Origin of the sequence: Paracoccus indicus, assembly GCF_003056335.1 — a bacterium.
In the GTDB taxonomy this organism is placed as follows: domain Bacteria; phylum Pseudomonadota; class Alphaproteobacteria; order Rhodobacterales; family Rhodobacteraceae; genus Paracoccus; species Paracoccus indicus.
The window spans coordinates 320,107-341,867 of sequence record NZ_PYWA01000002.1 but is presented as its reverse complement, the minus strand read 5'-3'; the positions used below and the strand labels follow the sequence as shown (position 1 = coordinate 341,867).

Here is a 21,761-nt window from a genome sequence, read left to right as displayed (position 1 = left end):
AGACCCAAAAACACCTTTTTTCAATCGGATCCGTTTTCATCGGACGATACGTCGTCCAAGGGCGTGCCGGGGATCACATAGGACCCCCGCAGCCACTTGGCCAGATCCACATCCGCGCAGCGTTTTGAACAGAACGGGCGGTATTGCGGGACGCTCTCCTTGGAACAGATCGGGCAGGCCATCACGCCTCTCCGCTGGCCGTGGCAAGACGCGCCAGGGGGACGCGGTCGCGCTTGCGGTTGAGTTCGTAAAGCCCCATCGCGGTCCAGCCGACCAGCGTGGTTTCGGCGCCCGCATTGCGGAAGGCGGCGCCAAGCACCTGGTCCAGCGTCGCGCGGTCGCGCTTGGGCATGGGGGCGAAATCGACCACGATCTGCCCGCCAAGACCCCGCAGCGCCAATTGGCGGGGCAGTTCACGGGCCAGCGCGATGTTGACCTTTAGCCCTGCCGCGGCAGAGCTGTCGTTGCCGGTGTTCACATCGACGGCGACCAGGGCGCGGGCCTGCTCGATGAAAGCATCGCCCTGCCCCTGCAGGTCGATCCGCGCCGACAGCAGCGCATCGACGGCGTCCAGAACGCCGCAGCGTTCGAAGCTGTCCTCGCCCTCTTCGATTGCATCGGGGGCGGGTTCGGCCCAATCCATCCAAGCCTGCTCCCACGGGGTCGGCGCGTCCAGCAGAAGTTCCGGCTTGCCGGAGGTCTCGGCGCAGATGCCGTCGGCCAGTTCCAGCAGTTCGGCGATCTCATCGGTGATGTCCTGATCGTCGGCGGCTTCGGCGGCGCTGCGCAGGATCAGGCCATGGCTGCGGTCGCCCAAGGCCTGCTGACCCAAGGCTTGCAGTTCGTCGCGGCGATCCTCGATCCGGATCTGGCGCGAGACGTTGACCCCCGGCTTGCCCGGTGTCACCAGCACATGACGACCGCGGAAGATCAGGCGGGTGGTGACGGGAACGGCCTTGCCATCCTCGGCCACGCCCGCGACCTGAACCAGCAGCGGCTTGCCCTCGGCCACGCCCTTGCGGTCGCGCAGATAGCCGGTCTGACCGTCGGGCAACTGGACGAAGATGCCCCCCTGCCCCTTCATCAGGCGGTCGGCCTGCGCCCGGCAGATCGCGCCGGGTGCCAAGGGCGCCACGGCATCGGTGGCCACCAGCAGATCGACCAGCTGGCCATCAACCATCAGGGCGGCGGCCTCTTGACCGAAGATCTGGCCCAGAACGACTTGGCGACCAATCATGCGGATGCTCCTTCAAGGCGGGGATGGATGCCGATCGCGGCCAGCATGGCGGCGGTTTCGGACAATGGCAGGCCGACGACGGCGGAAAACGAGCCCTGGATCCACGGGATAAAGGCCGCAGCCGCCCCCTGGATCGCATAGGCGCCCGCCTTGCCCTGCCAGTCGCCCACGTCCAAATAGGCCTGCAACGTCGCCTCATCCAGCGAGCGCATGCGGACGCGGGTCTCGACCAGGCGCACCGCAAGGCGGTCGCCGTGGCGCAGCGCCATCGAGGTCAGGACGACATGCCGCCGCCCCGACATCAGGCGCATGAAGTCGGCGGCCTCAGCACGGTCGGCGGGTTTGCCCAGAATGCGGCGTCCGACCATCACGGTCGTATCGCCGGTCAGGCATGCCTCGTTCAACTCAAGGGCGATGGCCTGCGCCTTCTCGACCGCCATGCGGCGAACATAGGCGCGCGCCGCTTCCCCCGGTCGCGGTGTCTCATCGATGTCGGCGGGGCGAAGCGCGTGCGGCGTGATGCCGATCTGCGCCAACAGTTCCAGTCGGCGCAGGCTTGCCGATCCCAGCACAAGCCGGGGTGGGCGCAGTTCGGCCATGTGGCGGCCTCCGTTGGTGGCGTCAGCCGTCCCTTGGGACAGCTTACTTGAAGCGGTAATTGATCCGCCCCTTGGTCAGGTCATAGGTGTTCATTTCAACCTGAACCTTGTCGCCGGCCAGAACGCGGATGCGGTTCTTGCGCATCTTTCCTGCCATATGTGCGATGATCTCATGGCCGTTTTCAAGCTCGACCCGGAATGTCGCATTAGGCAGGAGTTCTTTCACGACGCCGGGGAATTCGAGCATTTCTTCCTTGGCCATGGTCACTCCATACTTGGCATCCCGCAGGATTCGGGACCGCTGTTAGATGCGTCCGGAACGCGCGGATTTCAAGGCTAAAGCGTCATATCAGCGGGCTTGGCGCAGGATCGTTGCGTTTTCGGTGCCCTCGGCGGGGGCTGCGACGGCCGTTCCGGGGCGGAAGGGGTCGGGCTGGGCCAGATCCTCGGGTGGATCAGGGATAGGGGTGGCACGGGCCGGGGTGGAGGTTTCGGCGGCGGGCGCGGCATCGCGATCCCGCAGGCGGATGGCATGACAGCCCTCGGCCTCGCCGAATTTGCCGGCGGCAAGGATCTGGCCATCGGCCGTTTCCAGCCGCGCATCGGTCAGGCAGGCGCGCGGCAGTTGCAGCACGCGCCCCGGTGCCAGCCCACGCAATTCGGCCAGCGACACCTTGCGGCGGCAGAGGACGCCGACGACCTCGACCGGGGCCTGCTGCATGGGTGCCCCAAGCGAAGGCTTGATGACCGTGGCCGCGGGGGTAGCGACCGGCGCGGGGGTCGGCTGCGGCTTGGGGGCCGGCTGCTTGCGCGCCTGCGGCAGGACAAGCAGCACCTGACCGTCGCGCAGATCCGTATCGCCGATCCGCAGATCGAAGGTCAGGCTGCGCAGCGGCTTGTCCTCCAGCATCAGCGCAAGGGGGCGCGGGTCGTCCAGCGCGGTCAGAAAACGGTATCCGGCGATGCCTTGGAACCCGTCCAGCCCCTCCGTCTCTGCCGCCAGTTCGGTCAGCAGCATGTTGATGAAATCGGCGCAGAGCGTGGCATCGCTGCGGGTCGGGCGGCGGCGTTCCAGCGGGCGGGCGGTGACGCGGCCCAGGGCCTGGATCTCGATCAGGCTGGCGACCGTCTGCGGGCACAGCGAGATCGCGCCCAGGTTTTCGCCCGGTCCCTGCAGCATGACGACCAGCGGCAGGTCCGGCAGAACCTCGGGCAGTTCGGCCAGCGTCATCACGCCCTGCGCCACCTTGACCGAGGCGATGCCCAATCCATAAAGGCGCTCCGCCGCGCGCCCTATGGCCGTGGCTGCCGCCTTGGCGGGTGTCGGAGGGGGCGCGGGTGGCAGCACCGGCGCGCGGGGCGGTTCCGCTTGGCTGCGACTGCGCAGCATCCGCCGCAAGACGCCGCCCGCCTGTCCACCCTGGTCGCCATCTTCAGCATCTGCCATGGTCATATCTTGTCCGAATCACGCTGTCCCCGTGGCCTCAACCTGCCCCCTCAGGGTTGAGAAAATGTTAATCAGACCCCGAGCCGACCGGCGGGCGCTGCGGCAGCACGATGCGGAAGGCAGCACCCCCCTGCCCCGGCAGATAGGCGATGTCGCCGCCCAGGTTCAGCATGATCTCGCGGCAGATGGCCAGCCCCAGCCCCGCCCCGCCTGCCCGCGCGGGGTCGTTCAGACGGGCGAATTTCTCGAAGATCAGGGACTGGCGGCCGCTGTCGATGCCGCTGCCATTGTCGATCACGTCGATCACTGCCCCGCCGCCCTGCGGACGCTTGACGCGGATGGTCATGACGGGATGATCGGCGTCGCAATATTTGCGCGCATTGCTGATGACGTTGATCAGCACCTGCAGCAGCCGGTCGGCATCGGTGATCAGGCCCAGATGCTCGGACGGCAGATCGCGGTCGATCAGGAAGCCGCGTTCGGGCCGCGTGGCCGAAGCCGCCGTCACCGCCCGCGTGATCACATCGTGCAGGTTCACCACCGAGATCGTCAGCTGCGCCCGCCCGCTTTCCAGAACCGACAGGTCCAGCAGATCATCCAGCAGCCGCGTCAGACGGCCGGCCTCCTGGTGGATGATGCCCGCGAAACGCTGGCGGTCGGCATCCTGCAGATCGGCGTCCATCAGGATCTCGGAAAAGGCGCGGACCGAGGTCATGGGCGTGCGCAATTCATGGCTGATCTGGCCCAGGAAGGCGTCCTTTTGCACCGACAGCGCGGTCAGCTTGTCGTTGGCCTGATGCAGCTGGCGGGCGGTGCGGGCCAGCTCGGCGCGGGCGGCTTCCAGGCGCTGCGTTTCCTCCTTGGCGCGCTGCGCCTCGTCGGCGACCTGCAGCAGGTCCGAGACTGTCAGTGCCACGCCCCCCGCCACGCGGTCGATCATGGCATGGGCCGTCGCCGCCCCGATGGAGCCCGCCAGCCGCCGTTCCAGCCCGGTCAGGAAATCCGGCGTCAGATCGGGCAGATAGCCGGATTTCCCCTGCGCGCGCGCCTCGGCCTGGAAGAACCGCAGGGCGGCGTCGGGCCCCCAGATGCGGCGGGCCATGGCCAAGAGCGGCTCGGCCCGGTCGTCGGCGCTGCGGGCGCGGCTGTGGCGCAAAGGCTCGATGGCGCTGACGAAAGACAGGCCCTGAAAGCGTTCCACCGGATCAGGGAAGCCGAAGATCGAGACGCCCACGAAGGCCAGCGTGTTCACCGAAAGCGACAGCGCCACGGCAGCCGTCCAAGGGTCCATCCCCGGCAGCACCGTCATATCGCCCCCCACCCCGACCGAGGGCAGAAAGACCAGCCCCATCCACAGCACGAACCCTGCCCCGATGCCCGCATAGGCCCCTTTGCGGTTCGCCCCGCGCCACAGCAGGCCACCGACCATCGCAGGCAGGACCTGCGCCATGCCGCTGAAGGCCACCAGCCCCATCGCCGCCAGCGCCGCCGCCCCGCCCGAGGCCTGGTGATAGACCCAGCCCGCCGCCACGACCGCCAGGATCGCCAACCGCCGCGCGTTCAGGACGAAGCCGCGCAGATCGTCCATCTCCTCGCTGGCCGGGATGCGGCGCAGGGCCAGCCAGGCGGGCACCAGCCAGTGGTTCGACACCATGGTCGCCACCGCGATCGCGCAGACGACCACCATGGATGTCGCCGCCGAGAAACCGCCCAGAAAGACCAGCAGCGCCAGCATGTCCTGCCCCGCCGCCGCAGGCAGCGTCAGCACGTAGAGGTCGGGATTGGCATCCGCGGGCATCAGCTCGCGACCCATCACGGCGATGGGCAGCACGAAAAGCGACATGGCGAACAGATAGGCCGGGAAGGCCCAGCCTGCGACGTGCAGGCGTTCCTCGTCGGCGGCCTCGACCACCAGCACCTGGAACATGCGGGGCAGGGTCAGGATCGCCGCGCCCGAGATCACGATCAGCGCCGTCCAGCGGTCGGGGCGCAGCAGCCAGCCCTCGGCGACGCGGGGGTCCAGACTGGCGCGGCTGATGCGGTCCAGCATGTCGGATGGCCCGTCGGCCAACCCCCAGATGACGAAGACGCCAAGCGCGATGAAGGCCGCCAGCTTGACGACGGCCTCCAGCGCGATGGCGGTGACGACGCCATGGTGGCGTTCGTCGGCGGCCAGGTTGCGCGTGCCGAAGAGGATGGTGAAGACCGCCAGCCCCGCCGCCACCCAGAGCGCCGTCCCGCCAAGCGCGTCCGACCCACCCATGCCGCGCGGATCGGTGGCGAAGACCTCGAAGGACAGGCGCACCGATTGCAGCTGCAGCGCGACATAGGGCGTCGCCGCGATCACCGCGATCAGCGTCACCAGCGCCGCCAGCCGGTTCGACTTGCCGAACCGCGCCGAGACCAGATCGGCGACCGAGGTGACGTGATGCATCCGCGCCACCCGCACCAGCCGGCGCAGCCCCCACCATGCGCCGCAAAAGACGATGGTCGGCCCCAGGTAGATCGTCAGGAACTCCAACCCCGAGCGCGAGGCATAGCCGACCGCCCCGTAGAACGTCCAAGCCGAGCAATAGACCGACAGCGACAGCGTATAAACCAGCGGATGATCCAGACATCGCACCCGCCCCCGCGCCGCCGCCCGGTCGGCGGCATAGGCGACGGCGAACATCAGCGCCACATAGGCCAGACAGGCCAGGACCAGCGTCTCAAACGGCATCGGGGTCCTGTCCGCTGGCGGGTGGCGCGGGGTCCTGGCTGGCGCGCAGGGTTGCGGCCTCGGATCGCAGCAGCGCGCGGTGTAGCAGCCAGACGGCAAGGATCAGCACCGCCCATGTGCCGAAGATCCAGACCGCCCCCGCCGCATAGGACAGGCTGGCGGGCACCCACCAGACCGGCAGCAGCATCGCCAGCATCGCCAGCACGGGCAGCACCCGTGCCGCATCCCCAAGCCGCCGCCTGCGGAACGAGGCGCGTTCCAGGAACAGCGGCCGGTCGGACATCAGCCCAGCATCCCGCGCACGATGGCGCGCAGATCGGCATTGTCGAAGGGTTTGGACAGCACGTGATCGGCCTGCGCCGCCGCATCGTCCACTTGCCCACGCGCGGTCAGCATCAGCACCGGGGTCGCCGCCAGCTCCGCATCGGGGTCGGCGCGCAGATCGGCCAGAACCTCGGTCCCCGAACGGTTGGGCAGCATCAGGTCCAGGATCAGCAGGCGCGGGCGATGGTGGCGGATGGCCTCGAGGGCGCCTGCGCCATCGGCGTGCAGCGCCACCTGCCATCCCTCGCGCGACAGGATGAAGCGCACCGCCTCGGCAATGTTCACCTCGTCCTCGATCATCAGGATGTCCTGCATCCGCCCCGCTCCTCCCCCTGCGCCAAGCCGACGGATGATGGGCCGGATCACGCGGTCATGTCAAAGGTCGCGTGAAACGGCCCCGTTCCGCGCCGGTTGCGGAACAAGGATCGAAGGCTCGCGCCGGGCCGGGCATTCAGCGCGCGAACAGATGCGGCAGGCGGGACCGATGGCCAGCGCGTCGGCGGGCGCCGGGCCGTCGATGGGCATGAACAGCATGCGCGCCGTGGTCAGCAGCGGCCCCGAAATGCCGCGCGGCTGGCTGCGGGTGGCATGGCTGAAAGTGCGGAAACCGCGTCCGTCGGGGGTGACCACATCGCGGACCAGCGCCATCTGCGGCACCGCCAGCGCCTGATAGAGCGGCAGCAGCGCGCAGCTGTCGCCCGGTCGCGGCAGCGGAAAGCCCGAAGCCGCTCGGCGCAGCGTCAATGCCCCCGAGCCGTCGCAGACCAGAAGGCCCGCGCCCTCGTATCCGGCGGGTCGCAGATCGGCCAGGCGGCGCATCACCAGGTCCAGCGGCATGTCCAGCCGCGCGGCCAGCCGCACGGGATCGGCGCGGGCCTCGGGGTTGGTGACGGCATCGCTCAGCGCCTGATCGGGCAGGACGGCGCGGTCGGCGTCCAGATCGGCTTGAAGACCGGCGGCCATGCCACGCGCCGCATCGGATGCCAGGCGGGTGATTTCGGCATCCGACGCCCCCGAGGCCAGCCAGGCCTCGACCTCTTCCTGGGGGGTGGCGGCGCTGCCCTCGGCCTCGAAGCTGTCCAGATAGGCCACCAGCGCCTGTGCGGTCATCGACAGGCGCTGGCTGTCCTGATGCAGGTTGGTGTGGAACCTGCGCCGCCATTCGTCCGAGATCTCGCCCTCCTCGACCAGGATCGCGGCGGTCGAACGGACGGCGGTGACGGCGGACAGGACCTCGTGCAGGGTGGTCAGCAGATAGGGGTCCTGCGTCATGCGGTCGGACAGATCGACCAGCTGATGTTCCAGCCCCCCTGCCCGACGCGCATGGGCGATCAGCACCTGCCCCCAGCCCGGAAAGCGCGCCAGCAGTTCAGTCACCTGGTCCAGTTCCGGCGACAGGCCGGAGGCGACGGGATGGGCGGCCGCCTCGCGCAGGGCGGCGATGCGGACCTCCTCGCGGCCCTCGGCCAGTTCGTCGGCGGGAACGTCCAGTTCCTCGGCCAAGCGGGCGACCAGTTCAGGGCTGACGGGTCGGCGGTTGTGTTCGATCAGGTTCAGATAGGCGGGCGAGATCCCCACCGCGCGGGCGATGTCGGACTGCCTGCGCGACAGCGACAGGCGGCGTTCGCGGATGCGGGTCCCCGTCAGGACGCTTGGGGTGCTGCATTCGGTCATAGGGGCAGCGTCAGCCGGACCCGGGCGTCACAGCGCCACATCGTGCCGACCCGCAAGGTCCACGAAGAACTGCCATGCGACGCGCCCCGACCGCGCCCCGCGCGTGGCCTGCCACTCGATCGCCTCGGCGCGCAGCTGGTCCGGGTCGATCCGCAGCCCATAGGCCGCGCAATAGCCTGCGATCATCGCCAGATAGTCGTCCTGATCGCAGGGGTGGAAGCCCAGCCACAGCCCGAAGCGATCCGACAGGGAGACCTTTTCCTCGACCGCCTCGCCGGGGTGGATAGCGCTGGCGCGTTCGTTGTCGATCATGTCACGCGGCATCAGGTGACGCCTGTTCGAGGTCGCATAGAGCAGGACGTTCGCAGGCCGCCCGCTGATGCCCCCGTCCAGCACCGCCTTCAGCGACTTATATTGCGTATCGTCATGGCTGAACGACAGATCGTCCGCGAACAGAAGGAACTTGCGTTCGGTGGCCCGCCCCAGGATCGCCAGCAGCCGCCCGACCGAGGCCAGATCCTCGCGCGCGATCTCGACCAGCGACAGCGGCAGGCCCTGCGCCACGCATTCCGCATGGACGGCCTTGACCAGCGACGACTTGCCCATGCCGCGGGCACCCCACAGCAGCGCGTTGTTGGCGCCATATCCGCGGGCGAATTGCAGCGTGTTGGCCAAAAGCGTGGCCTTCGACCGCTCGATTCCGACCAGCTGGGCCAGATCGACGCGATCCACCGCCGGCACGGGCTGCAGGCGGTCGGGATCGGTGTGCCAGACGAAAGCATCCGCCTTGGTGAAATCGGGTGAGGGAACGGGCGGCGGGGCCAGCCGTTCCAGCGCCTCGGCGATCCGGTCCAGGGGCTGGCGGGTCATGCCTCGTCCTCGTCGTCCACCCACAGGCCCTGGGCACGCAATTCGGCCTCGCGCTTCTTCTCGATGCGGCGGACCAGCTGGATCGAGACCTCGTAGAGGCCATAGACTACGGTGAACAGCACCACCTGAGAGATCACGTCGGGCGGCGTGGCCACCGCCGCCAGCACCAGGATCGCCAGCACGGCATAACGACGCACCGATCCCAGACCCGCCGCCGAAACCAGCCCCGCACGCCCCATCAGCGTCAGCAGGACCGGCAGCTGGAAGCTGAGCCCGAAGGCCAGGATGAACTTGGTCGTCAGCGACAGGTATTCGTCGACCGAGCCTTGGAAGACGATCGCCGCCAGCGGATTGTCCGCCGGAACCGCAGGTACGCCCCCCGCCCCGTCGTCGGGCAGCTTCAGCGGCCCCTGCTGGAAGCCCAGGAAGAAGTCGTAGGCCATCGGCAGGATGATGTAATAGGCGAAGGCAGCGCCGATCAGGAACATCACCGGCGATGCGACCAGGAACGGCAGAAAGGCCGCCTTTTCATTGCGGTAAAGCCCCGGCGCCACGAAGCGCCACATCTGGTAGGCGATGATCGGGAAGGCCAGCACGAAGCCCCCCAGAAGCGAGATCCGCACGGCCACGAAGAAGCCTTCCTGCAGCTTCAGCAGGATCAGACCGCATTCCTGGTTGCGCGTTTCCAGCGCGTGACAGATCGGCTGCGTCAGGAAGTTGTAGATGGGGTTCCAGACCGTATAGCAGATCACCATCGCCGTGATGAAGGCGACCATCGACCAGATGATCCGGGTGCGCAGCTCGGTCAGATGCTCGATCAGCGGGGCCGAGCTGTCGTCCGGATTGTCATCGGGTTGGGTCTTGCTGGCCAATTCAGTCGTCTTTCATGTCAGAGCGGCGCACGGCATGCAGCTGACGCTGCGGTGCCTCGGGTGCGGGCGCTTCGGATGCGGCTGCCGGAACCGCGGCATCCGGGGTCGCAGCCTTCTGGGGCGCGGGGGCCGCCGGATCGGGGACGGGCGCCTTCGGGGCGTCGTTCCGGGGGGTGGGACGCTTGGGGTCCCATTTCTCGAACTTCTCGGTCGCGCGGTCCAGCGCGTCCAGCCCAAGCGATTTCTTCGAGGTCAGGCTCTTGACGTCGCGCAGCGAATTCGCAGCCTCGTCCAGACCGGACCCCTTGGCCGCATCCTCCATCGCCGAGGTGAATTCCCGGGCCATGCCACGCGCGCGGGCGGTCAGCCGCCCAAGCGTGTGGAACAGATGCGGCAGGTCCTTGGGACCGACCACGATCAGCGCGACGACGCCGATCAACAGCAGTTCGGTCCAGCCGATGTCCAACATATGGGACGCGCCTTTCCGGGCTTAGCTGCGGTCGGTGGTGTTCGAACCGGCTGCGGGCGTGGTGTGGGGCGTGACGTCGCGGGCGGTTTCGCCGGGCACGGCACGCGGTTCGCTGCGCGGTTCGTCGGCGGCGGATTCGATTTCGTCGGTGCCTTCCTTGATGCCCTTCTTGAACGAGGTGATGCCCTTGCCGACCTCGCCCATCAGGGACGAGATCTTGCCGCGTCCGAACAGGACCAGCACGACGACCGCGATCAGAAGAAGGCCCGGAAGGCCGATGTTGTTCAGCATGACAGACTCCAATGCAGGGTGGTCCGGCCACCCGCGCCCGATATTTATGCCCATGGGCCGGGAATGCAAAGCCCTTTCGGGGAAGGTTGCAATACCGTCACACCCCGCAGGCATCATCGCGGCGCTTGGCAGCCGCCGCGCGGCAGGTGATAAGGGCGCATGGACATGGCCACCTATATCACCGCCTTCGTCACGCTGTTCGTGATCATCGACCCCATCGGGCTGGCGCCGATCTTCATCGCGCTGACGCTGGACATGGATGCCGCGCAGCGCCGTCGCATCGGGTTTCGCGCGCTGTGCATCGCCGCGATCCTGCTGACGCTGTTCGGGCTGGCGGGGGATGCGATCCTGTCGGGGATCGGCATCTCGATCTCGGCCTTCCGGATCGCGGGCGGGCTGCTGCTGTTCCTGACCGCGCTTGACATGCTGTTCGAACGCCGCACCGAACGCCGCGAGGGCAAGGCCGACGAGGATGAGGTCGCCATGGACCCCGGCCACGATCCGTCCGTCTTTCCGCTGGCCATGCCGCTGCTGGCGGGTCCCGGGGCGCTGGCCTCGATGATCCTGCTGGTGGGACAGGGCGAAGGGGTGGCCCATGTGCTGATGGTGCATCTGGTGATGCTGTCGGTTCTGGTCATCGCGATGGTGCTGTTCATGCTGGCGACACCTCTGGCCCGCGGGTTGGGCCGCACCGGCACGATGGTCGTCACCCGCCTGCTGGGCATGCTGCTGGCGGCGCTTTCGGTGCAATTCGTCATCGACGGGCTGCAGGGCTCGGGCCTGTTCGGATGAGCCATGACGACATCGCCCGGCTGGCCTTCTATCTGCTGCTGCTGGTGGTGATCGGCGGTGCGATGCTGTTCGAACTGTCGGGCAAGGGCGGGCGCACCCTGCGCCAGATGCTGGTTTGGGTGGTGATCTTCGCGGGCGTCGCCTTGGGCGCCGACTGGTATCTGGATGCCACCGCCCCCCGCCAGCAGGTCATGCAACAGGGCACCCGCATCCAGATCCCCGTCGGTCGTGGCGGCCATTTCCACCTGCAGGCCGTGGTCAACGACGCGCCCATCGACTTCATCGTCGATACGGGCGCCACGCATATCGCGCTCAGCCGCCGCGATGCGCAGGCCATCGGGCTGGACCCCGACCGGCTGCGCTTCAGCGGGATGGCCGTCACCGCCAACGGTCGCGTCCAGACCGCCCCCGTCACCATAGACCGCCTTGCCATCGGAGAGATCGTGGACCGCGACGTCCCCGCCGTGGTCATCGACAGCCAGTTGCAGGATTCGCTGCTGGGCATGTCCTATCTTCGCCGCTTCGCCACCATCAGCTTTCAGGGCGACATACTGATCTTGGAACGCTGAGCACGCGCCTTGAAATATTCAATTGTCCGCACCTGACCAAGATGGCTATGCTTGGAAAAAACGGGGGAGACATGGACAACGATCCGATCCTGTCGCGGCTGTTGAATTCGGAACTGAGCTATCTGACCTCGATCACGCATATCGTGCTGGCCAACAACCAGGTCACCAACCGCCATATCGAGCGTCACTACGACATGCCGGTGCAATGCTGGTCGACGCTTCATGCGGTCGTGCTGTTTCCGGGGTTGCGGGCGCGCGACGTGATGCGGGTCTTTCCACGACCGCAAAACACGATCAGCCGTGCCGTGAACCTGCTGGAAAAGCGCGGATTGCTGGTGCAGCGCCCCTCGGTCGAGGATGGCCGCGCCAAGCAGTTGTATGCCACCCCCGAAGGGGTGGCCCTGTCGCATGAAATCCGTGCCGCGATCCTGCAGCGCCAATCCGAGATCTTCGATGTCCTGACCCCCGACGAACGTCAGACCCTGCTGACCTTGTGCCACAAGGTTGTCGCGGGTCCGGGCCTGCATCGTTCCATGGCCATGCCCGACGGGGGTTAGGTCGCCGTGATCCGCACGGGAATACCCTTGCTGGCTGGGGTGTCCGAAAGCATGTCGTGGCGGTCCAACGGTGCCAGGGGGTTAAGCTCGGGGAAATAGCCGGCCAGGCAGCCGCGCGGCAGGTCATATGGCACGACCCGCAGTCCCGCCACCTGACGCGCCCCGCCACCCGATTCACCAAGCGTGATCCGCTGTTCGGCCTGCAGCCCCATGTCGTGCATGTCTTCGGGCGACATCATCACCAGCATCCGGTCGCCCTCGATCCCGCGCAGGCGGTCGGACATGCCATAGATGGTGGTGTTGAACTGGTCGTTCGACCGCAGGGTCATCAGGCGGAAGACGCCGTCGTCATCGCCCAGTCCCGTGGCATCCAGATCGCGCGGGAAGGTGAAATTCGCGCGCCCGCTGTCGGTCTGCCAATTGCGTTCGCGCGCGGCATTGCCACGATAGAAGCCGCCGGATTGCGTCATGCGGTTCTCGAAGTCGTGGAACTGGTCGGGATAGGTCGCCTCGATCAACGCGCGGATGCGGGCATAGTCGGCGGTCCAATCGTCCCATGCCAGCTTCGGATTGGCATCCACCGTGGCCGCAGCAAGGCCCGCGACGATGGCAACCTCGGACTTCAGATGCGAGCTGGCCGGGGCCCGCTTGCCGATCGAGGCATGGATATGGCTGAAGCTGTCCTCGATGGTGATCTGCTGGTTGGTGCCGTTCTGGATGTCCTCCTCGGCCCGGACAAGGCAGGGCAGGATCCAAGATGATTTCCCCGGCATCAGATGGGTGCGGTTCAAGCGGGTGGCGACATGAACCGTCAGCGGCATCCGCCCCCAGGCCTGCACCACGCGGTCCTGATCGGGAACTGCACGCGCCAGATTGCCGCCCAGACCCACGAAGCCCTGCGCCTCGCCATCCAGCAGTGCCTGCACGAAGGCGGTGGTGTTCCACCCTTCTTCCATCGGCGGCTCGATGTCGAACAGCTCGCGCAGCTTGTCGTTCGGGACCAGCTTCGGCTTTTCGCTGATGCCGACGGTGCGCTGGCCCTGCACGTTGGAATGGCCGCGCACGGGCGAACAGCCCGCGCCCTTGCGACCGATGTTGCCGCGCAGCAGCAGCAGGTTCACCAGCGCCCCGATGGCATCCGATCCGTGGACATGCTGCGTCAGCCCCATGCCATAGACGCCGATCACCGCCTTGGCCTGCGCATAACAAACCGCCGTGCGCTGCATCTGTTGGCGGGTCAGACCGCTGACCTGCTCCAGCCGGTCCCAAGGGGTATCTGACACCCAATCCATCCACTCCTGCAACCCATGGCAATGTTCGTTCAGGAAATCGTGGTCCAGCACGCCGCCCTGTTCATCCTCCAGTTTCAGCACATGCTTGGCGATGCCGGTCAGGGCGGCGATGTCGCCGCCGGTGCGGACCTGCAGATAGCTGTCGGCGATCTCGGTCGGTGCGGCCACGGTCATCTGCAGCGGGCTTTGCGGGTTTGCAAACTCAAGCAGGCCCTTTTCGCGCAGGGGGTTCATGGCGACGATATGGCAGCCGCGCTTGGCGGCCTCTTGCAGGGGGTGCAGCATGCGGGGGCTGTTGGTGCCGGGGTTCTGGCCGACATGCAGGATCATGTCGCAATGCTCGAAATCCTCCAGCACACAGGTGCCGACCGGCGATCCGATCATCTGCGTCAATCCGACCGAGGTCGTCTCGTGGCACATGTTGGAACTGTCGGGCAGGTTCGTATGACCCCAGGACCGCGCGAAGAGGGCATAGAGATAGGATGCCTCGAGCCCCGCCTTGCCGGAGGCATAGAAGGTCGTCTTCTTCGGGTCCAGCTGCCGCAACTCGGCACCGATAGTCTGGAATGCCTCGTCCCAAGTGGTCTCGACGTATCGATCCTGGCCTGCATCGTAACGCATAGGGTGGGTCAGCCGCCCTGCCCGTTCCAGATCGTATTCGGACCATGTCACCAGATCCTTGACCTGATGGGTTGCAAAGAAATCCGGTCCGCAGCGTGCCGAGGTCAGATCCCACAGGGTGGCCTTGGCACCGTTCTCGCAGAATTCGGCGCTATGGGGATGGGCTGGCTTGCCCCAAGCGCAGGAACTGCACATCGTCCCGCCCGCCTTGTTCTGATGGGCCAGCGTTTCAAGCGCGCCGGGGCCGGCCTTGGCCACCCGGCCCACCGCGGCCATCCCCTTGGCCGATCCCCACCCCCCGACGGGGCCATCGTATTCAGCGGTCTGGGGCAGGTTGTCGTCAGCCATGGGATGTCCTTCGGGTCTTCGCATGAAAGAAAATCGGCATGAAAAAGGCGGCAAGGCTTTCGCCATGCCGCCTGTGGATCACTTCGCGAACGGGTCGGGCAGTTCCGCCAGCACCTTGTCCGGCGTCATCGGGAAGCTGCGCAGCCGCACCCCGCAGGCATTGTAGATCGCGTTTGAGATGGCACCGGCCGCTCCGCAGATGCCCAGCTCACCCACGCCCTTGGCCTGGATGGGCGAGGCGACGGGATCGCGTTCCTCGACGAAGATCACCTCCATCGGGGGAATGTCGCGGTGGACCGGGACGTGGTATTCGGCCAGATCGTGGTTGACCAAGTGACCGTCGCGTTCGTCGAAGGCCAGCTCCTCGGTCAGGGCGCTGCCGATGCCCCAGACCATGCCGCCCAGACATTGCGACCGTGCAGTCTTTTCGTTCAACACACGACCGATCCCGAAGGCCCCCGTCATGCGGCGCAGACGGGTTTCGCCGGTAAAGGCGTTCACGGCAACCTCGACGAAGAAGGCGCCATAGGTGGCCTGCTGATGGCTGTTCGAGGTCTTGCCCGGCTTGATCCGACCGATCTTGGCGATGTCGCCGTCCAAGAGGTCGGTGACGTCGCGCGGCTCGATCCCTTCGGCCCAGGCCTTACCGTCCTGCAGTTGCAGATCGTCGGGGCGGCATTTCAGACGTCCCGCCAAGACGGCGCGGATCGCCTCGCAGGCCCGGAAGACCGCCGAACCGGTCGAGGCCGCACCGAAGCTGCCCCCCGACCCTGCGCCTGATGGCAGGCTGCTGTCGCCCAGTTCGACCGTGGTGCGGTCGATGGGCTGGCCCAGCATTTCCGCCGCGATCTGGCCCAGGATGGCATAGCTGCCAGTGCCGATATCGGTCTGATCGCTTTGGACCAGCACCGAGCCGTCGGCCCGCATCGTCACACGCGCTTGTGCCGGCATGATCATGTTGACCCGCGCAGCCGAGGCCATGCCCATACCGATCCACCATTCGCCTTCACGACGCTGGCAGGGTTTCTTGGCACGCTTGTCCCAACCGAAGGCCTTGGCACCTTCGTCCAGCGCCTCGGCCAGCTTGCGCGAGGCATAGGGCGTGTCGTCGCCTGGCACGGTCGAGGGGATGTTGCGCTTGCGCAGTTTGACCGGGTCGATCTGCATTTCGCAGGCCAGTTCGTCCATCGCGGCTTCCAGCACCTGCATGCCGACAGCCTCGCCCGGGGCACGGACCGAACCTGCCGTCACGCGGCAGATGCGGGCCAGTTCGACCGCCAAGCGGCGGTTTTCCCCGGCATAGAGAAATTGCGTCGCCTGCACGACCGGCTCGGCAAAGCTTTCCTCGGGCAGGTTCGAAACCCAGGCCTCGTGGCCCAAGGCCTGCAGGCGGCCCTTTTCGTCCGCCCCAAGACGCACGCGCTGTTCCGTTTCCGACCGGCGCATGATGATCTCGAAGACCTGCTGGCGGGTCAGGACAACGCGCACCGGACGGCCCAGATCGCGCGCCGCCACGGCGGCGGCGATCGCATCATGCGAGATGCCCAGCTTGGACCCGAACCCCCCGCCGACATAGGGCGACATGATCTTGACGTTGCGCGAGGCGACGCCGAGGCTGTCGGCCAGTTCCTTGACGTTGTAGCGCAGCATCTGGAAGCTGCCCCAGAGGGTCAGCTTGTCGCCGTCCCATTCCGCGATCGAGGCATGAGGTTCCATCGCGGCGCTGGCATGGCCGGGCGTCGTGTAGGTGACGTCGATGGTATGGGCCATTTGCGCCATAGTCGCTTCCAGATCGCCGCTTTCGATGGGTTCGGACCCCGGCTCGGTTTCCTGCCCCTTGGGGCTGAAGGGAACATCTGAGGTTTCCTCGTAGTCGATCTGCAGCGCCTTGGCGGCGGCGGTGGCCTGTTCGAAGGTCTCGGCCACGACCAGCGCGACAGGCTGCATCGGGAAATCGACGATCTGGACGTCCTGCTTGGGGGCCTCGGCGGCCATGCCCTGAGCCGCGCGGCGCAGCATGGCGTCAGCGGCATAGACGCCAAGCACGCCCGGCATCGACATCACCTTGTCGCGGTGGATGGCCGTCACGCGTCCTTGGCTGATGGTCGCGCCGACCAGCACGCCTTCGGCACAATTGGGGCGCTGGTACTCGGCCGCATAGGTGGCCTGGCCCGCGACCTTCAGGTGGCCCTCGGGACGGTCAAGCGGCTTGCCGATCACGCCTTGGCGGGTCTGGTCCAGCATGTTGCGCTGGTCTGGGCGGTCATAGGTTCCGAACATCCGTCACACTCCCGTGGCTTCGGCCAGCACGGCCGCAAGGGTGCGTCGCGCCAGAGGGATCTTGAAATCATTGGCGCCGTAACCTTTCGCATCTTCCAGCAGCAGGTCGGCGGCCTTGTCGAAGAGCGCGGGCGTCGGCGTTTCCCCCTTCAGCAGTTCCTCGATGCGGGGGTCGTGCCACGGTTTGTGGGCCAGACTGCCGAAGGCCAGCTGCGCATGGGCGATGCGGCCTTGATCCATGCGGATCACCGCGGCGACCGACATCAGCGCAAAGGCATAGGACGCCCGGTCGCGCACCTTGCGATAGATCTGCACGCCCTCGACGGGCGCAGGCAGGGTCACGCCGGTGATCACTTCGCCCGGTTGCAGGACGTTCTCGTGCTGGGGCGCATCGCCGGGCAGCACGTGGAAATCGCGGACACGGACGGTGCGGGAATCGCTGCGCCCTGCAATCACCACCTGTGCATCCAGCGCCGAGAGTGCCACGGCCATATCGCCGGGATAGGTGGCAATGCAGGCATCCGAGGTGCCAAGGATGGCATGAATCCGGTTGAACCCACCCTGCGCAGCGCATCCGGTCCCCGGCTCGCGCTTGTTGCAAGGCGACTGGTTGTCCATGAAATAGCCGCAGCGCGTCCGCTGGCACAGGTTGCCACCCGTGGTTGCCTTGTTGCGCAGCTGCGGGCTGGCACCGGCCAAGATGGCCTTGGACAGCAGAGGCCAGTCCTTGCGGACGCGGGCGTCGGCGGCACAGTCGGAATTGGTGACCAGCGCGCCAACACGCAGACCGTCACCTTCGGGTTCGATCAGGTCCAGACCGATGCGGTTGATATCCAGCAAGGCGTCGGGGGTCTCGACCTCCAGCTTCATCAGGTCCAGCAGGTTGGTGCCGCCGGCGATCAGCTTGGCATCGCTTCCGACCGCATCGGGCAGATCGGCGGCGCGGGCGTAATCGAAGGCCTTCATGATGCCACCTCTTTGCCCATCGCGTCCTTGATGGCGGCGATGATGTTGTCGTAGGCACCGCAGCGGCACAGATTACCGCTCATGCGTTCGCGGAGTTCGTCGTCACTGGGGACAGGGTTCGAGGCGACGCCTTCCGTCAGCGCACTGGGCCAATCGGCCTTCAGCTCCTCGATCATGGCGGCGGCGGAACAGATCTGGCCGGGCGTGCAATAGCCGCACTGGTAACCGTCATGTTCGACGAAGGCCTTCTGCAGCGCCGACAGCTTGTCGGGCATGCCGATGCCTTCGATGGTGGTGATCTCGTCGCCGTCGTGCATGACGGCAAGCGACAGGCAGGAATTCACCCGCCGGCCGTTGACGTGGACCGTGCAGGCCCCGCATTGGCCGTGGTCGCAGCCCTTCTTGGTTCCCGTCATGCCCAGTTCAAGGCGCAGGAAGTCCAGAAGGCTGCGGCGCGGGTCGCCGTTGTAATCGTGATAGGTGCCGTTGACGGCAATCCTGGCTGCGGGCGTATGCGCCATGTGAGGCTCCTTGAACCGCTTGTGCTGGGTCAAGGGCAACGTGGCGCCGCGCCGCGGGTTCCATCGTTACGCGGTCAGGATGCGCCCTCGCCCTCGGCCCGCACGATGACCGACATTCCGGGGCGCATGCCCTCGGCGCCGGGCTGGTCGGGATCGATGGACAGACGGACGGGCAGACGCTGCGCGATCTTGGTGAAATTGCCCGTCGCATTGGTCCCCGACAGAAGGCTGTATTCCGATGCCGTCGCCGGCGAGAACGACTGCACCTTGCCGGTGAAGCGGCGCCCCTGCAGCGCGTCCACGGTGAAGCTGATCGGCTCACCCACGGTCAGGCCGGTCAGATTCGTCTCGCGGAAGTTCGCGATCACCCAGAGGTCGGTCCCGACATGCGACACCAAGGCCGTTCCCGGCGTCACATATTGCCCGACCCGGACCGAGACCTGCCCGAGGCGACCGTCCGTCGGCGCGTGGATCACAGTGTTCTCAAGGTCGATCCGGGCCAATTCGACCGCGGCTTCGGCGCTGGTGATGTCGGCGCGGCGGGCGTCCAGGGCCACGCGGGCCGAACGGATCGTTTCGTTCTGGACGTCCAGCTGGGCCTTGGCCTGGGTCTGGGCCGCCAGGGCCTGTTGCAACGCCAGTTGCGCCTGATCGGTCGAGGATTGCGAGGTCACGCCCCTGTCCAGAAGCCGACCCGAACGGTCGGCCTCGGACCTTGCGGTCTCAAGCGCCGATGCAGCCGCCTCGACCGAGGCCTGGTTGGCGCGGGCCGAAGCCTCGGATGAGACGATGTTCTGTTCGGCCGCCTTCAGCGCGGCATTTGCGGCCTGCAGCTGCGCCTCGGCCTGCGCCAGCTTCTGGCGGGGGATGCGGTCGTCGATGCGTGCGATGACGTCGCCCGCCTTGACGGTGGCGAAATCCTGCACCTCGACCGCCGCGACATAGCCCGAGACCTGCGGCGCGATGGTCGTGACCTTGCCGCGCAGATAGGCGTTCTGCGTCGTGGGAACCGAGGATTGGAACGGCGGCAGATGCCAGGCGAACAGCAGCAGAAGGACACCCGCGATCCCAAGGACCAGGGCGATGGCAGTCGGCAGAAGGTTTTCTCTTTTCATGGTTTTGCCCCAGAAGTTTCGGTCTCGGCCCCGCGGGCCATCATGTCGCGCAGCAGGTGCAGCAGCAGCATCGCCGCCGCGATCAGTGCCACGAAGGCGGTCAGAACATAGGCGTCGTCATAGGCCCGCACCCAAGCCTCGGCCGAGGCGGCCTGCACGATCTGGCTGGCGGCCTGCGCGGTGCGCGCTCCGCTGTCGGTGATCTGGCCTGCCAATGCCGCGGCACGACCCGCGACGGCCTGCATGGTCTGCGGATCGCTGGCGGTCAGCTGTTCCGACAGCCCCTGCATGTGGAACGCCTGCCGCTGCGTGGTGAAGGTCGTGAACAGCCCCGACCCCAGCACCCCGCCCAGGGTCTGGGTCGAGATGAAGACGATGACGAAGGACAGCAGGTATTGCGGCCCCTTGGCCAACGCGATCAACAGGCCCGTCATCATCGCGGGCGGGATGAACAGCATGCTGGCAAAGCTGACCAGCGATTGCGACACGATCATCTGCATCGGCCGCGTCAGGGTGCTGGACTGGCTGTCCAGCCAGGACGCGAAGGCGATGACCAGCAGCGCGACCAGATGGAACCAGGCCACCCGCGTCGGGCGCATCCATGCGATGCAGGCCAAGCCGCCCATCAGACTGGCCAGCAGGATGATGGCGAAAAGCCAGCTCATCTGTTCGGGTGCGACACCCAGGATGGCGAACATCTTGGGCGCGCCCGCCGCCTGTTCGGACAGGATCAGGCGGAACAGGAACAACGTCGCCGTGAGGTGCAGGATGGCGGGCGATGCCAGCCAGCGGATGTCCAGCAGTGGCGTCTTGCGGTTCAGCTCGACGATGACGCCAAGCGTCAGGGCCGTGAACCCCATCGCCAGCATCCAGCCGATCCAGGGCATGTCGGTCCAATGATAGATCGGCCCCATGACGAAGGCGCTGATCAGCCCGCCGAAGCCGATGGCGATCAGGCCGAAGCTGAGGAAATCGGTGCCCTCCATCACCTTCATGCGTGGCACGGGCCGCAGGGGCAGGAAGAAGACCAGCATCAGCGACACCAGCGCCAGCCCCAGACCGGTCATATGGACCCATAGAAAGCCCCCGTCCCCGATCAGCGCGGGCGAGACCACCCGCGCCAGCGTCGTGCCGCCCAGCAGCACCGTCAGTGCCAGCGGCAACCCAAGGCGCAGCTTCCATTCGGGGGCCAAGCCTTCAAGCATGTAGAGAAACCCAAGCGTCGACAGCGGCGCCGCCGCCGCGCCGGACAGCACCTGCACCACCACCGCCGAGCGGAAATCGGTGATCCAGACCGAGGCGAAGGCCATGATCACATAGATCACGATCCCCAGTTCGGCAAAGCGGCGCAGACCGTAATGGGTGCGAACCTTGATCAGCAGCACCGGCAGCGCGGCACGCGGCACGGTATAGGCGACATAGAGCCAGGCAGAGGTCGCCGTCGTCACCCCCAGATCACCGGCCAGCGGCGACAGGTTCGCGACCACGAAACCCTGTTGCAAGCCCTGCGACAGCGCGATGATCGTGGCCGCCAGCATATAGGCCACCGCCCAACGCAGCGACAGCGGCGGGTGGCCCGCCTGTGCCTGAGCCGGTGCCGGTTGGGCGGGACCGGGCTGGGCTGGGGTGGCCTGACCGCTCATGTCCGGTCCAATTCGTGGATGTTGCAGGTGATCTGGTCCAGAACGCGCATCACCTGATCCAGATCCTGCCGGGGAATGCCCTCCAGCAGGTCGCGGCGCAGGCGCATGGTAAACTCGACGATGGCGGCATCGCGGCCCCGGTCGGTCAGGAACAAGGCGTTCTTGCGGGCGTCGTCCTGCGTCGGCTCACGGCGGATGAAGCCGTCGGCCACCAACGCGTCGATCTGACGCTTCAGCGTCGGCGCTTCGATGGCCAGGTCGGCGGCCAGCCGGGTCTGGGTGATGCCCTCGTTGCGGGCAAGCGTCGTCAGCGCCTTGGCACGCGACAGCGTCAGCCCCATGTCCCGCGCGCGCCGGTCATAGCAGCGCCGCAGATCGCGCATCAGATGCAGGATCACATCCAGGATCTGATGCGACTGGTCGTCCACGGAATCGGATTGCGGGGGGCGGGGCACGGGATCTCCTGTCGCTGGTTCATTAGCCAGCTAAGAAGATTGCCCCGTGTGGTCAACACCCGCCATCCAAGAAAATTGCACGTCATGCAATTAGCGAATG

At 66.8% G+C, this 21,761-nt stretch carries 23 protein-coding genes; 3 read left to right on the top strand and 20 right to left on the bottom strand.

Translation table 11 applies throughout. The features are described 5' to 3' along the window. Positions 1-20 precede the first annotated feature (20 nt). The 13 genes from DDE75_RS04615 to DDE75_RS17590 all read right to left on the bottom strand — a co-directional run bounded on the left by DDE75_RS04615 (position 21) and on the right by DDE75_RS17590 (position 10,502). Positions 21-182 carry a DNA gyrase inhibitor YacG gene (locus tag DDE75_RS04615; protein ID WP_108501195.1) on the bottom strand — a complete coding sequence of 54 codons (162 nt, stop codon included), beginning with the start codon at positions 180-182 and terminating at the stop codon, positions 21-23. Continuing rightward, positions 182-1,237 (bottom strand): ribonuclease E/G, encoded by a 1,056-nt coding sequence (locus DDE75_RS04610; protein ID WP_108501194.1) that lies wholly within the window; start codon positions 1,235-1,237, stop codon positions 182-184. The genes DDE75_RS04615 and DDE75_RS04610 overlap by 1 nt, the downstream gene beginning before the upstream one ends. Continuing rightward, on the bottom strand, positions 1,234-1,836 hold the full coding sequence (locus tag DDE75_RS04605) for a Maf family protein (protein WP_108501193.1): 603 nt from the start codon (positions 1,834-1,836) through the stop codon (positions 1,234-1,236). Before DDE75_RS04605 ends, DDE75_RS04610 begins: the two co-directional genes overlap by 4 nt. A 43-nt stretch (positions 1,837-1,879) precedes the next feature. After that, positions 1,880-2,098 carry a translation initiation factor IF-1 gene (gene infA, locus DDE75_RS04600; RefSeq protein WP_010397442.1) on the bottom strand — a complete coding sequence of 73 codons (219 nt, stop codon included), beginning with the start codon at positions 2,096-2,098 and terminating at the stop codon, positions 1,880-1,882. Between the two features lie 87 nt (positions 2,099-2,185). Continuing rightward, positions 2,186-3,283 carry a FliM/FliN family flagellar motor switch protein gene (locus tag DDE75_RS17740; protein ID WP_162798895.1) on the bottom strand — a complete coding sequence of 366 codons (1,098 nt, stop codon included), beginning with the start codon at positions 3,281-3,283 and terminating at the stop codon, positions 2,186-2,188. Between the two features lie 67 nt (positions 3,284-3,350). Beyond that, positions 3,351-6,002: a sensor histidine kinase gene (locus DDE75_RS04590; protein WP_108501191.1), complete on the bottom strand. Its 2,652-nt coding sequence runs from the start codon at positions 6,000-6,002 to the stop codon at positions 3,351-3,353. Continuing rightward, on the bottom strand, positions 5,992-6,285 hold the full coding sequence (locus DDE75_RS04585; protein ID WP_108501190.1) for a hypothetical protein: 294 nt from the start codon (positions 6,283-6,285) through the stop codon (positions 5,992-5,994). Before DDE75_RS04585 ends, DDE75_RS04590 begins: the two co-directional genes overlap by 11 nt. Next, on the bottom strand, positions 6,285-6,641 hold the full coding sequence (locus tag DDE75_RS04580) for a response regulator transcription factor (RefSeq protein ID WP_108501189.1): 357 nt from the start codon (positions 6,639-6,641) through the stop codon (positions 6,285-6,287). Before DDE75_RS04580 ends, DDE75_RS04585 begins: the two co-directional genes overlap by 1 nt. 60 nt (positions 6,642-6,701) lie before the next feature. Beyond that, entirely contained in the window at positions 6,702-8,000 is a 1,299-nt protein-coding gene (locus DDE75_RS04575) for an XRE family transcriptional regulator (protein ID WP_108501188.1), read from the bottom strand. Between the two features lie 27 nt (positions 8,001-8,027). Continuing rightward, on the bottom strand, positions 8,028-8,870 hold the full coding sequence (locus DDE75_RS04570) for an ATP-binding protein (protein ID WP_108501187.1): 843 nt from the start codon (positions 8,868-8,870) through the stop codon (positions 8,028-8,030). Then, positions 8,867-9,742, bottom strand: coding sequence for a twin-arginine translocase subunit TatC (tatC, locus tag DDE75_RS04565; RefSeq protein WP_108501186.1), 876 nt, complete (start codon positions 9,740-9,742; stop codon positions 8,867-8,869). Before tatC ends, DDE75_RS04570 begins: the two co-directional genes overlap by 4 nt. Before the next feature lies 1 nt (position 9,743). Further along, on the bottom strand, positions 9,744-10,211 hold the full coding sequence (gene tatB, locus DDE75_RS04560) for a Sec-independent protein translocase protein TatB (RefSeq protein ID WP_108501185.1): 468 nt from the start codon (positions 10,209-10,211) through the stop codon (positions 9,744-9,746). 21 nt (positions 10,212-10,232) lie between these two features. After that, positions 10,233-10,502: a twin-arginine translocase TatA/TatE family subunit gene (locus DDE75_RS17590; protein ID WP_245894620.1), complete on the bottom strand. Its 270-nt coding sequence runs from the start codon at positions 10,500-10,502 to the stop codon at positions 10,233-10,235. A 159-nt stretch (positions 10,503-10,661) separates the two neighbouring features. Between DDE75_RS17590 and DDE75_RS04550 the strand changes: the two genes are divergently transcribed. The 3 genes from DDE75_RS04550 (at position 10,662) to DDE75_RS04540 (ending at position 12,420) form a co-directional block, all read left to right on the top strand. Further along, complete coding sequence (locus DDE75_RS04550) at positions 10,662-11,294, top strand: MarC family protein (protein WP_108501184.1); 633 nt, start codon at positions 10,662-10,664, stop codon at positions 11,292-11,294. Next, positions 11,291-11,863, top strand: coding sequence for a retropepsin-like aspartic protease family protein (locus tag DDE75_RS04545; RefSeq protein ID WP_108501183.1), 573 nt, complete (start codon positions 11,291-11,293; stop codon positions 11,861-11,863). Before DDE75_RS04550 ends, DDE75_RS04545 begins: the two co-directional genes overlap by 4 nt. Positions 11,864-11,934: 71 nt before the next feature. Continuing rightward, positions 11,935-12,420: a MarR family winged helix-turn-helix transcriptional regulator gene (locus DDE75_RS04540; RefSeq protein WP_108501182.1), complete on the top strand. Its 486-nt coding sequence runs from the start codon at positions 11,935-11,937 to the stop codon at positions 12,418-12,420. Here DDE75_RS04540 and DDE75_RS04535 read toward each other — a convergent pair. The 7 genes from DDE75_RS04535 to DDE75_RS04505 all read right to left on the bottom strand — a co-directional run bounded on the left by DDE75_RS04535 (position 12,417) and on the right by DDE75_RS04505 (position 21,661). Then, positions 12,417-14,681 carry an FdhF/YdeP family oxidoreductase gene (locus DDE75_RS04535; RefSeq protein ID WP_108501181.1) on the bottom strand — a complete coding sequence of 755 codons (2,265 nt, stop codon included), beginning with the start codon at positions 14,679-14,681 and terminating at the stop codon, positions 12,417-12,419. The genes DDE75_RS04540 and DDE75_RS04535 overlap by 4 nt on opposite strands. Positions 14,682-14,759: 78 nt before the next feature. Further along, positions 14,760-16,961: a xanthine dehydrogenase family protein molybdopterin-binding subunit gene (locus DDE75_RS04530; protein ID WP_108501180.1), complete on the bottom strand. Its 2,202-nt coding sequence runs from the start codon at positions 16,959-16,961 to the stop codon at positions 14,760-14,762. Between the two features lie 3 nt (positions 16,962-16,964). Then, positions 16,965-17,927: an FAD binding domain-containing protein gene (locus DDE75_RS04525; protein ID WP_108501179.1), complete on the bottom strand. Its 963-nt coding sequence runs from the start codon at positions 17,925-17,927 to the stop codon at positions 16,965-16,967. After that, a complete protein-coding gene (locus tag DDE75_RS04520; RefSeq protein WP_108501178.1) occupies positions 17,924-18,448 on the bottom strand; it encodes a 2Fe-2S iron-sulfur cluster-binding protein in 525 nt (174 codons plus the stop codon). Before DDE75_RS04520 ends, DDE75_RS04525 begins: the two co-directional genes overlap by 4 nt. A gap of 74 nt (positions 18,449-18,522) precedes the next feature. Then, positions 18,523-19,563 carry an HlyD family secretion protein gene (locus DDE75_RS04515; protein WP_108501177.1) on the bottom strand — a complete coding sequence of 347 codons (1,041 nt, stop codon included), beginning with the start codon at positions 19,561-19,563 and terminating at the stop codon, positions 18,523-18,525. Next, a complete protein-coding gene (locus DDE75_RS04510) occupies positions 19,560-21,206 on the bottom strand; it encodes an efflux MFS transporter permease (RefSeq protein ID WP_108501176.1) in 1,647 nt (548 codons plus the stop codon). The genes DDE75_RS04515 and DDE75_RS04510 overlap by 4 nt, the downstream gene beginning before the upstream one ends. Beyond that, positions 21,203-21,661 (bottom strand): MarR family winged helix-turn-helix transcriptional regulator, encoded by a 459-nt coding sequence (locus DDE75_RS04505; RefSeq protein WP_245894619.1) that lies wholly within the window; start codon positions 21,659-21,661, stop codon positions 21,203-21,205. The genes DDE75_RS04510 and DDE75_RS04505 overlap by 4 nt, the downstream gene beginning before the upstream one ends. Positions 21,662-21,761: the final 100 nt, after the last annotated feature.

What these genes read in the sequence shown, in the direction of transcription:
- DDE75_RS04615 (WP_108501195.1), bottom strand. Translation starts at nt 182, where the DNA reads ATGGCCTGCCCGATCTGTTCCAAGGAGAGCGTCCCGCAATACCGCCCG.
- DDE75_RS04550 (WP_108501184.1), top strand. Translation starts at nt 10,662, where the DNA reads ATGGACATGGCCACCTATATCACCGCCTTCGTCACGCTGTTCGTGATC.
- DDE75_RS04535 (WP_108501181.1), bottom strand. Translation starts at nt 14,681, where the DNA reads ATGGCTGACGACAACCTGCCCCAGACCGCTGAATACGATGGCCCCGTC.
- DDE75_RS17590 (WP_245894620.1), bottom strand. Translation starts at nt 10,502, where the DNA reads ATGCTGAACAACATCGGCCTTCCGGGCCTTCTTCTGATCGCGGTCGTC.
- DDE75_RS04540 (WP_108501182.1), top strand. Translation starts at nt 11,935, where the DNA reads ATGGACAACGATCCGATCCTGTCGCGGCTGTTGAATTCGGAACTGAGC.
- DDE75_RS04610 (WP_108501194.1), bottom strand. Translation starts at nt 1,237, where the DNA reads ATGATTGGTCGCCAAGTCGTTCTGGGCCAGATCTTCGGTCAAGAGGCC.
- DDE75_RS04520 (WP_108501178.1), bottom strand. Translation starts at nt 18,448, where the DNA reads ATGGCGCATACGCCCGCAGCCAGGATTGCCGTCAACGGCACCTATCAC.
- DDE75_RS04590 (WP_108501191.1), bottom strand. Translation starts at nt 6,002, where the DNA reads ATGCCGTTTGAGACGCTGGTCCTGGCCTGTCTGGCCTATGTGGCGCTG.
- DDE75_RS04585 (WP_108501190.1), bottom strand. Translation starts at nt 6,285, where the DNA reads ATGTCCGACCGGCCGCTGTTCCTGGAACGCGCCTCGTTCCGCAGGCGG.
- DDE75_RS04530 (WP_108501180.1), bottom strand. Translation starts at nt 16,961, where the DNA reads ATGTTCGGAACCTATGACCGCCCAGACCAGCGCAACATGCTGGACCAG.
- DDE75_RS04570 (WP_108501187.1), bottom strand. Translation starts at nt 8,870, where the DNA reads ATGACCCGCCAGCCCCTGGACCGGATCGCCGAGGCGCTGGAACGGCTG.
- tatB (WP_108501185.1), bottom strand. Translation starts at nt 10,211, where the DNA reads ATGTTGGACATCGGCTGGACCGAACTGCTGTTGATCGGCGTCGTCGCG.
- DDE75_RS04575 (WP_108501188.1), bottom strand. Translation starts at nt 8,000, where the DNA reads ATGACCGAATGCAGCACCCCAAGCGTCCTGACGGGGACCCGCATCCGC.
- DDE75_RS04580 (WP_108501189.1), bottom strand. Translation starts at nt 6,641, where the DNA reads ATGCAGGACATCCTGATGATCGAGGACGAGGTGAACATTGCCGAGGCG.
- infA (WP_010397442.1), bottom strand. Translation starts at nt 2,098, where the DNA reads ATGGCCAAGGAAGAAATGCTCGAATTCCCCGGCGTCGTGAAAGAACTC.
- DDE75_RS17740 (WP_162798895.1), bottom strand. Translation starts at nt 3,283, where the DNA reads ATGGCAGATGCTGAAGATGGCGACCAGGGTGGACAGGCGGGCGGCGTC.
- DDE75_RS04525 (WP_108501179.1), bottom strand. Translation starts at nt 17,927, where the DNA reads ATGAAGGCCTTCGATTACGCCCGCGCCGCCGATCTGCCCGATGCGGTC.
- DDE75_RS04545 (WP_108501183.1), top strand. Translation starts at nt 11,291, where the DNA reads ATGAGCCATGACGACATCGCCCGGCTGGCCTTCTATCTGCTGCTGCTG.
- DDE75_RS04605 (WP_108501193.1), bottom strand. Translation starts at nt 1,836, where the DNA reads ATGGCCGAACTGCGCCCACCCCGGCTTGTGCTGGGATCGGCAAGCCTG.
- DDE75_RS04515 (WP_108501177.1), bottom strand. Translation starts at nt 19,563, where the DNA reads ATGAAAAGAGAAAACCTTCTGCCGACTGCCATCGCCCTGGTCCTTGGG.
- DDE75_RS04510 (WP_108501176.1), bottom strand. Translation starts at nt 21,206, where the DNA reads ATGAGCGGTCAGGCCACCCCAGCCCAGCCCGGTCCCGCCCAACCGGCA.